At 47.9% G+C, this 10,702-nt stretch carries 10 protein-coding genes and 1 tRNA gene; 8 read left to right on the top strand and 3 right to left on the bottom strand.

Annotated elements, in window-relative coordinates; translation table 11 throughout:
• The 3 genes from ACN0UN_RS05130 to ACN0UN_RS05120 all read left to right on the top strand — a co-directional run.
• The coding region (locus ACN0UN_RS05130; protein ID WP_417659025.1) for a uroporphyrinogen decarboxylase family protein at positions 1-520 on the top strand (520 nt) is incomplete at its 5' end.
• Positions 521-640: 120 nt separating this feature from the next.
• Positions 641-1,699 carry an efflux RND transporter periplasmic adaptor subunit gene (locus ACN0UN_RS05125; RefSeq protein ID WP_417659024.1) on the top strand — a complete coding sequence of 353 codons (1,059 nt, stop codon included), beginning with the start codon at positions 641-643 and terminating at the stop codon, positions 1,697-1,699.
• Between the two features lie 5 nt (positions 1,700-1,704).
• Positions 1,705-4,815 carry an efflux RND transporter permease subunit gene (locus ACN0UN_RS05120; protein WP_417659023.1) on the top strand — a complete coding sequence of 1,037 codons (3,111 nt, stop codon included), beginning with the start codon at positions 1,705-1,707 and terminating at the stop codon, positions 4,813-4,815.
• Here ACN0UN_RS05120 and ACN0UN_RS05115 read toward each other — a convergent pair.
• From ACN0UN_RS05115 to rsgA, 3 genes are read right to left on the bottom strand one after another with little or no spacing between them, the layout of a single operon-like run.
• A complete protein-coding gene (locus ACN0UN_RS05115; RefSeq protein WP_417659022.1) occupies positions 4,812-5,540 on the bottom strand; it encodes a glycerophosphodiester phosphodiesterase in 729 nt (242 codons plus the stop codon). The two genes, ACN0UN_RS05120 and ACN0UN_RS05115, sit on opposite strands and share 4 nt — an antisense overlap.
• Before the next feature lie 2 nt (positions 5,541-5,542).
• On the bottom strand, positions 5,543-6,406 hold the full coding sequence (asd, locus tag ACN0UN_RS05110) for an archaetidylserine decarboxylase (RefSeq protein ID WP_417659129.1): 864 nt from the start codon (positions 6,404-6,406) through the stop codon (positions 5,543-5,545).
• A gap of 2 nt (positions 6,407-6,408) precedes the next feature.
• Positions 6,409-7,467 (bottom strand): small ribosomal subunit biogenesis GTPase RsgA, encoded by a 1,059-nt coding sequence (gene rsgA, locus ACN0UN_RS05105; protein ID WP_417659021.1) that lies wholly within the window; start codon positions 7,465-7,467, stop codon positions 6,409-6,411.
• Positions 7,468-7,557: 90 nt separating this feature from the next.
• Here rsgA and orn point away from each other — a divergent pair, with 90 nt between their 5' ends.
• The 5 genes from orn (at position 7,558) to ACN0UN_RS05080 (ending at position 10,697) form a co-directional block, all read left to right on the top strand.
• Positions 7,558-8,100 carry an oligoribonuclease gene (orn, locus tag ACN0UN_RS05100; protein WP_417659020.1) on the top strand — a complete coding sequence of 181 codons (543 nt, stop codon included), beginning with the start codon at positions 7,558-7,560 and terminating at the stop codon, positions 8,098-8,100.
• Between the two features lie 26 nt (positions 8,101-8,126).
• A complete protein-coding gene (locus ACN0UN_RS05095; RefSeq protein WP_417659019.1) occupies positions 8,127-9,449 on the top strand; it encodes a hypothetical protein in 1,323 nt (440 codons plus the stop codon).
• Positions 9,446-9,739 carry a hypothetical protein gene (locus ACN0UN_RS05090; RefSeq protein WP_417659018.1) on the top strand — a complete coding sequence of 98 codons (294 nt, stop codon included), beginning with the start codon at positions 9,446-9,448 and terminating at the stop codon, positions 9,737-9,739. The genes ACN0UN_RS05095 and ACN0UN_RS05090 overlap by 4 nt, the downstream gene beginning before the upstream one ends.
• Before the next feature lie 47 nt (positions 9,740-9,786).
• A tRNA-Gly gene (locus ACN0UN_RS05085) sits at positions 9,787-9,862 on the top strand.
• Between the two features lie 109 nt (positions 9,863-9,971).
• Positions 9,972-10,697 carry a metalloregulator ArsR/SmtB family transcription factor gene (locus ACN0UN_RS05080; protein WP_417659017.1) on the top strand — a complete coding sequence of 242 codons (726 nt, stop codon included), beginning with the start codon at positions 9,972-9,974 and terminating at the stop codon, positions 10,695-10,697.
• Positions 10,698-10,702 lie beyond the last annotated feature (5 nt).

Here is a 10,702-nt window from a genome sequence, read left to right as displayed (position 1 = left end):
GGATAAATTGGCGCAGTCGGTAACCAGTTACTTGAATGCGCAAATTGCAGCAGGCGCTCAGGCGGTTATGATTTTTGATACGTGGGGCGGCGTACTTAGCCCACGCGATTATCGTGAATTTTCATTGAACTACATGCAAAAAATTGTGAACGGATTAACGCGTCATGCAGATGGGCGCCAAGTACCTGTTACGTTATTCACCAAAAACGGCGGCGCTTGGTTAGCAGACATGGCGGCGACTGGTTGTGATGCACTGGGTGTCGATTGGACCACCGATTTAGGCACCGCTCGTAAAGCGGTAAATGACCAGGTCGCGTTGCAGGGCAACATGGACCCAAGCGTACTGTATGCCCCGCCGGCACGAATAGAAGCCGAAGTAGCAACGATACTTGAAAGCTATGGTTCAGGTACTGGTCATGTATTTAACTTAGGGCATGGTATTCATCCCGAAGTAAACCCTGACCATGCTGGTGCATTTATTGAAGCTGTACACAAACTAAGCCCTGCATATCACAAGTAATTTACTTTATTTGCGGTAAATCCCGCTTATTGTCCGATAAGCGGGGATGTTGCATTGAATCCCTAGGTTACAATAGTGTCAGACCATGACATGAAGCCGACGTAGTAACCTGAGGGATTTATGGCAGCACGAAATCTTTTTAATCCAATAACTATCTTTGTGGTGATCGCAGTCGCTGCGGCCGCCTATTTTTTCGTCTTTGCCGACCCAAATGCGGGCAAAGAAGAGCGCCCGCAAAATCCGGTTCCTGTTCGCGTGCAAGCCGCGCAAATCAGTGAGTTTCGTGATGTCATCGAAGCACTCGGTACGGCTCAGGCAAACGAATCCATTGTAGTAACTGCTCAAGCGCAAGATATCGTTATGGCGGTGTATTTTGATGATGGCGATGTTGTTGAAGCTGGCGACTTATTGATTGAACTCGACTCGCGTGAAGAAAAAGCACGCGTGCAGGAATTGAAGTTCCGTCTAGCTGAAGCCAATCGTCAATATCAACGTTTGGTTGATCTACGTCGTCAAAATGCTGCGTCACAGCAACAATTAGAAACCCAAGACGTGCAAGTTAAAGAAATTATCGCAGCGCTTGAAGTGGCCGAAACACAACTGGCGCAAAAGCGTATCATTGCCCCATTTGATGGTCGCCTTGGCATTCGTCACGTAAGTGTCGGTTCATTGGTATCACCGGGCGAACAAATCACGACGCTCGATGATGTCACACCAATCAAGCTTGATTTCAATGTACCTGAATTGTTTTTTGCGAGCTTGCGCACGGGGCAAAGTGTCGCCGCAAGAAGCGGTGCCTACCCAGGTGAAGAATTTCGTGGTGAAATCTTAAGTATCGACTCGCGTGTCGACCCGTTAACGCGCTCCATTTTGGTACGCGCAACAATCCCCAATGACGATAATAAACTGCGTCCGGGTATGTTGTTACGTGTAAACCTTTTACGTAGCGTCGATGAGACGATGATTCTGCCTGAAAAGGCTATTGTACCGATCAATGATCGCACCTACGTTTACATCATTGACACCGAGAACATGGCGCGCCAAGTGCCTGTTACTATCGGGCGTCGCAAGCCAGGCATTGTTGAAGTACTGGACGGTATCGAGCCAGGTGACAAAGTGGTAACCGAGGGGATGGTTCGTCTTCGTGACGGTGTTGCCGTAACCGTTCGGGAGGGCTAAGCGCGATGTTGCTGTCAGATATTTCGGTAAAACGCCCAGTTTTTGCCTCGGTTGTTAATATTCTGCTTATCGTGTTTGGTATTGTCGCCTTTTCGATGCTGCCGCTACGCGAATACCCCGACATTGATCCGCCTGTGGTGTCTATCGATACCAGCTATACTGGCGCGTCGGCTGACATTGTAGAAACACAAATCACGCAAGTCATAGAAGACCGTATCAGCGGTATTGAAGGCATTAAGAACATCAACTCGAGCAGCCGCAATGGTCGCTCGCGTATCAGTATCGAATTCACCCTGGAACGGGATATAGATGCCGCTGCCAATGACGTTCGTGACCGGGTGTCGCGCGTCGTCGATAACCTGCCCGAACAAGTTGACCCGCCGGAAGTTTCCAAAGCCAACTCCGATGAAAGTACGATTGTTTGGTACAACTTACGTAGCGAAACCATGTCGGTGCTTGAACTGACGGATTACGCCGACCGCTATATAGCTGAGCGGCTATCTGTGGTCGATGGTGTTGCGCGCGTCAATTTAGGTGGTGAACGTCGTTATGCAATGCGCGTATGGTTGGATCGTGATGCCATGGCGGCTCGTAATATTACGGTCACCGACATCGAAAACCGTTTACGCTCTGAGAACGTTGAATTACCAGCGGGTGAAGTTGAATCCATTGATCGCGAATTTACGGTACGGGTTGCACGTACTTATCTCACGCCGGAGCATTTTAAACGGTTAACCATTAAACGCGGCGACAACGGCCAGCTAGTTCGCCTCGCCGAAGTGGCGCGCATTGAAATGGGTGCCGAAAATGACAAAACCGATTTCCGTGGTAACGGCATTAACATGGTTGGTGTCGGTATCGTCAAGCAATCGAAAGCGAATACGCTGGAAGTTGTTGAAAATGTTCGGCGAGAAATTGACCAAATAGCCCAGACATTGCCAGAAACAATGTTTATTGTGCCCAGCTACGACTCGTCGATATTCATCAAAGGCTCAATTGACGAGGTATACAACACCCTCGGTATCGCAATGGGCTTGGTGGTTATCGTTATCTATATGTTCCTTGGCAATATTCGCGCCACGTTGATTCCTGCGTTGACGGTGCCTGTTGCCATCATCGCATCCTATATCGCGCTATTCGCGATGGGCTTTTCAATTAACCTGTTGACCTTGTTGGCGTTGGTTTTGGCCATCGGCTTAGTGGTAGATGACTCCATTGTTGTACTGGAAAATATTTATCGGCGCATAGAGGCTGGTGAACCGCCGTTGTTGGCGGCGTATCGCGGTGCGCGTGAGGTCGGCTTTGCAGTCGTTGCCACGACACTTGTGTTGATTTCAGTATTTGTCCCACTTGCATTTTTAGACGGCAACATTGGTCAGCTGTTTACTGAGTTTGCGTTGGCTATTGCGGCAGCAGTGGCCTTTTCGAGTATCGCAGCGTTAACCTTATCGCCCATGCTCAGCTCGAAAATTCTGAAAAAGAAAGAGCGCTCCAGTAAGTTCGGACTCATCATCGATAAGGTGTTCGCCTGGGTTGAGTCTGGGTATGTGCGTGTTTTAAAGCGCACGCTCGCCTACCCGTGGATGGCCGGTTTGCTGGTTATTTTGGCCGGCGTCGTTTCGTACGGCATGATGCAATTTATAGAGCAAGAGTTTGTTCCACCTGAAGATCGCGGCACCTTTTATGTCATGGTACGAAGTGAAGAAGGGGCCAGTTTCGAGTCGAACTCTGCCAACATGCGCGAGATTGAAAGTATCCTGATGCCGTATATTGATCAGGGCAAAATCGACCGTTTGATTATTCGTTCACCGGGTTGGGGCAACTCGGCGGGGGTTGCGATTGTCGGTGCCATTCCGTTTGAAGAGCGCGAGTGGTCAACCTTTGAGCTCATGGATGAAGTTTCAGAACAGTTAAATAATGTGACTGGGGTGCGGGCGTTTGCCTTTATGCGCAGTGGAATAAGTGGTGGTAACGGTCGCCCCGTGCAATTTGTTCTACAAGGGAATACTTACGAACAGCTGGCTGCGTACCGAGACATTGTGATTGAAAAAGCCAGTCAAAATCCAAACTTAATGGACCTGGATAGCGATTACAAAGCGACCTTGCCGCAACTATTAATTCGTATTAATCAGGAGCGCGCATCAGACCTTGGCGTGTCGGTTGGCGATATTGGTCGTACTCTTGAAACCATGTTAGGGCAACGCCGGGCGACGACCTACTTGGACCGCGGTGAAGAGTACGATGTGATTTTGGAAGGCGAACGCGCTGATTACCGCAGCCCAACGGCAATTGACAATATCTATGTCCGCTCAGACAGTTCGGGTCAGTTAATTCCGCTATCGAACTTAGTCACGGTTGAAGAACAAGCAACTTCAGGGTCGCTGAATCGGTATAACCGGATGCGTAGCATTACCATTGAAGCGAACTTGGCAGAAGGCTATTCGCTGGGTGAAGCATTAACGTATTTGGAAGAAATCGTACGCACTGAGCTACCTGATGACGTGAGTATCGACTACAAGGGCGAGTCACAGATGTACAAGGAAAGTGGCAGCTCGGTCATCTTTGTCTTCGTGCTGGCATTATTGGTTGCTTATTTAGTGCTCGCCGCGCAGTTTGAAAGCTTCGTGCATCCGTTGGTGATTATGCTTATGGTACCCATTGCGTTCTTGGGCGCCATTATTGGGCTATATGTTACCGGCATGACCATCAATATTTATAGCCAAATTGGTATCGTGATGCTTATCGGCTTAGCTGCTAAAAACGGCATTCTGATTGTTGAGTTTACCAACCAATTGCGTGACGCCGGCATGCAATTTGATGAAGCGATTGTGAAAGGTTCTCAGCAGCGCCTGCGCCCCATTGTCATGACAGCGTTTACAACACTGATGAGTGCAGTTCCGCTGATTCTTGGTTCAGGGCCGGGTGCCGAAAGCCGTATGGTTATTGGTACTGTTATTTTTGCTGGTGTGGCATTGTCAGCGTTTTTAACGATATTTATTATTCCATCGTTATATTCCCTGCTGGCACGAAATACCACGTCGCCAGAGAAAGTTTCTAATGAGATTGCGCAGTTAGAGGTAAGTCATCCAGATACTAAGGGTAACTTAGACGCTTAATCGAAGTGGTTTGATTCGCGGGCGTCAACAAAAAGCCCGCTGATCACATTTCGCGCAAGTGATGGGTGGTTGGTGAAAATACCATCAACCCCCATCGCTTTTAACTCACGCATATCGTCCGGTTCATCGACAGTAAATACCAACACCTTCAAACCGCGCTGATGCGCGTCATCGACGAATTCTTGTGTCACAAAATCAACATCGATATGTACAGACCAAGCTTGAAGGGTTTGTGCGAATTGTGCGTAGGTTAGTGGGCAACTGGTAGTCAGCGCGCCGATAAGCTGCTGCGGGTGATCGTGTTTAAGTTGGGCTAACCAATGGTGATTGAAGCTGGAGACAATGAGTTGCTCGGGCTGGAAATTAGCCTGAGCTACTGCGCGCCGCAGATGACGGGTTAATCCGCGTTTTATATCAGCACCTTTCAGCTCTATATTTACGTGGCAGCGTCCACCGACATAATCCAATACCTCGTCCAGGGTGGGTATCGTTTGCTGGCCAAAAACCTTAAGGGTGCGTAACTGGGCAAGCGTCAAGTCTTGCAACCGCCCTTGATGGGCGGTTAGCCGTGCTAGATATCTATCGTGAAAGACAATCCACTCGTCTTCAAGTGGATAAACGTCAATCTCAATGCCGTCGGCTTGAGCATCAAGCGCTTTACTGAATGCCGCTATCGTATTTTCTGGGGCCTCAAAACTTGCTCCGCGATGGGCAAAGATTAGCATGCTTAGTCGTCGCGCTTACCGAGAAGCTCGCCCATACGGGTTACTGAGCCGGCTTTCAGTTCATCCTCGAATTCAATGGCATCGTCGGGGAACAGAAGAATTACTGTCGAACCGAGTTTAAAATGCCCCATTTCCTCGCCCTTTTTAAGCATAATCGCCTGCTTACCTGAAGCTGGGTAGTCCCAGGCATGAACACTGGAGCCGCGTGGTGGGGTAACCGTCTCCGACCATACTGTACCAATACTGGCAACAATGGTTGCACCAACCAGAACCATGGCAAACTTACCAAACTCACCGTCAAAAATAGCAACAACCCGCTCGTTGCGCGCGAATAAATTAGGAACATGCGCAACCGTAAGTGGATTAACGGAGTACAAGTCGCCGGGTACATAAACCATTTTGCGCAAAACGCCGTCGCATGGCATATGAATGCGATGATAGTCTTTGGGGGCTAGGTAAATTGTTGCGAAATCACCTTCGCGAAACGCGTGTGCATCGCGCGGGTCACCGCCAACCAAATCCGTAAGACTGTAGTCGTGGCCTTTAGCCTGAAATATACGGCCTTCTTCAATATCGCCAAGTTGACTAATCGCACCGTCGACAGGATGAGCGAACTGGTCAGCTTTATCGGCTTTAAGCGGTCGCAATTCCGGCTTTAAGTGGCGTGTAAAAAACTCATTGAAGGTTTTGTACGCGCGCGGGTCTTCATGCACGGCTTCACTCATATCAATTTTATATTGACGAATGAACCAGCGAATAAACATTTGTGTAAACCAACCGGCACGAGCGGCGGCAAATTTACCTACCAAGCGTGAAAGGCTGTGCTTCGGTAGCCAATGTTGTAATTGAATTTTCGCGCGATCCAAATTCACGTTTTTTTACCTCTAGACGTTGCTCGCGACGGCTTCTTAACGGCCATCGACTCAATAATTTTTTGGAAATTGTACAGCCGAAGGGCGTGCAGTTCACCTGATTTTAACCCTTCTTGCAGCGCACAACCGGGGTCATCGACGTGTTTACAGTCGCGAAACTTGCATTGGCCTAAGTATGGACGAAAATCTTTATAGCACCAAGCAACGCGTTCAGGGTCCAGATGCCACAGTGCAAATTCACGAATACCCGGCGAATCGATAAGTACGCCGCCTGTTGGAACAACATAACGGGTTGCCACTGTGGTGGTGTGTTGCCCTAAGCCTGAATTATCTGACACTGGGCTTACTTCTGCATCAATGTCGGGTAATAACGCATTGACTAACGATGACTTACCCACGCCTGACTGGCCGACAACAATTGAGACATGACCATCGAGCAATTGTTGCAAAGCACTTAACGACTCGGGGTGTTTCGCACTCACTTCCAGAACTTCGTACCCAATGGCTCGGTAAACGTCGAGAGCTTCCGCAATTTCTCGCTGTTCTTCAGGTGTTAATGTTGCTGTTAAATCAGCTTTATTAAGCACAATCACTGGATTAACTTCTATGTCTTCGCAAGCCACCAAGTAGCGGTCAATAATTTGCGAAGAAAAGGCAGGTAACACGCTTGAGATAATTAAGATCTGATCGACATTTGCAGCAACCGGTTTAACGCCATCGTAATAATCGGGGCGGCTTAATAGCGAACGCCGAGGCTGCACCGCCTCAATAACGCCAGCGATGTCATCTGAGCGCTGCTTAAAACGGCGCCAAACTACCTCATCACCGCAAACCAACGAGTCGACAGCACGTCGAATGTGGCATCGCAGTGCGGGCTCAGAGTCGGTACAAATGATCGCTTGCTGACCGAATCGACTCACGACAATACCAGCTTCAGAGTTTTCTAGCACGGTATCCGGAACGTCGAGATCGTTATCGGATCGGTGAATTCGCTTCTCTTGATTTGAGCGAATGCGACGCAATTGTCCTTTATTCAGTTTTCGCTGTTTTGCCATCAATTAAATTCCAGTTCATACTGGCAACGATCATACATTATTAAGCACAATAGTGCCTGAACTTAATTGTAATCAAATAAGGTACCTTGAATGAGCGCAAGCGCAGAACGGCTGATTTGGATTGACTTGGAAATGACCGGTTTAACACCGGATTATGACCATATTATTGAAATTGCGACAATCGTAACCGACTATGAACTTAACGTACTAGCTGAAGGGCCAGTAATCGCTGTGCATCAGTCCGCAGAAAATTTGAAAAAAATGGACGATTGGAATGTTACCACGCATACTAATTCTGGACTGGTCAAGCGCGTTAAAGCGAGCAAAGTTGATGAGCAAGCAGCGAGTACTGCAACCATCGAATTTTTACAGCAATGGGTGACGCCGGGAAGTTCGCCAATGTGCGGCAATAGTATTTGTCAGGACCGCCGTTTTTTAGCGAAGCACATGCCCGAACTTGAGGCTTACTTTCATTATCGTAATCTTGATGTCAGCACGTTGAAGCAGCTCGCAAAATATTGGGCACCTGAAGTTGCAAACGGCTTAACCAAACAAGGGGCACACACAGCATTGGCGGATATTCGTGAGTCCATCGAAGAATTAAAATATTACCGTACGCACTTATTTAAATAATAATAACAACAAGGAAGCTTAAGCTCGTGTTGAAACTTCTTATTGCTGGAGGTTTGGTCGTCATTTTAGGGTTCACCTTTGGCCCGCCTAAATACGTAGCTTTTGTTGATCATCAAAAGCGCATTGAAACAGTATATGGCGAGCAAGATGCGTATCTTGCTTGGCATGTTAATCGTTGGGTACCCTTGCGAGCCTTTGCTGAATTGGTTTGGTACGCTCCCTCAGTTGATAGTGAGCAGCCACTAACGGAACTGGAAATAAAACCAGCAGCTATACCATTTTCCTTGCCGGGTAGCTGGTTTTCAAACTACATATGGTGGTTGCTGCCGCCATTGTTGTGGGGCGGGCAAAAACTCTTCAGTATTTCTTTTTTTGCATGGCGGCAAGTGCGCTCGCACCAGCGTAATTTCTATTTGGCTGAACGACGCAACACCGTCATTGCCTATGAAACCTTTTTAAAGCAAACCCAGGACGTTCCTTACAAACCTTATCGTTTGCGCCGCAAAGCCAAGCACGCACGCGAACAACTGTATGATCTTTACATTGAATCACTTGTGCGTGCATCTATGAGTGATGACGAGCGTGTTTTAAATGGCGTGGTGGCGAAAATGCTGGCGTTCAACCGCGATCGGAATCAACGTTTTTTACCGCTGCAACTCCATATGGAACCAGGCTTCAAAGCACAAATGCGGGGGGCGCTGACTCGGTTTAGTAATTTTGAAGGCTACTTTGAAGAACGCATGAGTCAATCGGCGAAGCAGTGGTTGCTTGAAGTGCACGGGTCAGGCGTACCTAGCATGTCTGAGCTTTATGAGGATTGGGACGGCAGAGCACGAAATTGTGCGAAAGCAATATTAACGGCTCATAAGTGGCAGCCATTAACCGCGCTGCGAGAAAGCTTCAGGGATTATGCGAAAGATACGATTTTACGCGTATTAGGAAAGGCAGCGTCAGCGCGCAATCGGGATGACCTGGCGCGATTTGCTGAAGCTTATCTTACGTATTCGGTTTACCGGTACTTACCTGTTGACGCCAAGTTGCGTGACTATGAGCAAGATTACAAACGACTTATTGGTAAGCGCATGGCCCAAGTTCTCTCGGCCTATTTCCCACAAGAAATAACCACGAATGGGGTGAAGCCAGATTTGTTTTTGAATCCGTCTTTTCGTCATGACAGTCATATGGCCAAATTAAGCATTGAACTGATATTTGAGAACAAGGTGATGCCCGATGGTATGCCTGTAGTAAGTAATGCACTCTATATCAGTATGCCAGGGGAAGAGCCGCAGCGCTTAGAAGGGCTCGAACACAAACTTTCGGCAAGCAAAGAAAAGGAGCACAAGTCATGATTATGCGCATGGTCGTGCTGTTATCTTTCATTTTGGTATCTGCGCCTGTTGTCGCACAAAGCGCTGGAAGCTCGTCGTTACAGCAGTTGCGCTGCGAAGTTCACCAATGGATTGCGCGATTTGAGGTCATCACCAACTGGCTAACGACCGTTGAGCGAAACGCGTTAGTTTTTGTAAATAACCAAGGCGATGCGGTTGCTGCACCATTTCCAATAACCTGGGAAATGGCTGAGGGGTGCTCTGCAGGTGCTCAAAAACCGACCGAACAAACGCAAAACGATAAAAAATAGGTTGACGAAAACAGGTGAATCCGTAAAATACGCCCTCGTTAACACATGCGAGAATAGCTCAGCTGGTAGAGCACAACCTTGCCAAGGTTGGGGTCGCGAGTTCGAATCTCGTTTCTCGCTCCAAATTCTAAAAAGCCCGAAAGCTTAAAACTTTCGGGCTTTTTTTATTGCCTATCCCATACATTCGTTTTACCATATATATGAAAAATCGAATGTATAGGTAGCCACTATCATGAAAATTTTATTTCTATGCACTGCGAATTCAGCGCGTTCAGTGATGGCTGAAGCAATAATGCGGCAGTTTGTTGGTGACACAATAGAGATATACAGTGCTGGAACTGCACCCACTCAAGTTGAGCCAAAAGCGTTAGCCGCGCTGCAAAGCCTTAACATTCAAACAGATGGTTTGCGCTCAAAATCACTTGATGATCTACCAGATACCACGTTCGATTACGTGATTAGTCTTTGCGATAGAGCGCGTACGGAATGTCAGGCAAGCTTTCAGGGCATGAACTTTATTGCGTGGGACTTCCCTGATCCAGTTACCAGCCGCCGTGCTGATGCGTTCAAACGAACAGCTCAAGAATTGAGTGAGCGTATTCGCATGTTTTTATTGATTATTCGCAAAAGCCTGCAGCAACCTCATTTGTTCAATACACCCCAAGATTTCTTCAAGATTATGGCCGACCCGTTGCGGCTGACAATGATCCTGATGTTAGATAAACATGATGAGCTTTGTGTGTGTGATTTTGTCGATGCAACGGGAATGTCACAACCCAAGGTGTCCAGACACCTTGCGCAATTGCGAGAATACGGTTTACTAATTGATAGAAAACAACAACGCTGGGTGCATTATAAATTAAACCCAAGTATGCCCGATTGGATGCGTCGCACCATTGCACTGACCGCGCAGCACAATCCTCACCTGCAAAAACACGTACAACATGGGTGTATTTGAATACT

This window comes from Pseudidiomarina sp., assembly GCF_048267825.1.
In the GTDB taxonomy this organism is placed as follows: Bacteria; Pseudomonadota; Gammaproteobacteria; order Enterobacterales; family Alteromonadaceae; genus Pseudidiomarina.
Note: the sequence above shows the minus strand (reverse complement) of the source record. Positions and strands in the feature narration are given on the sequence as shown.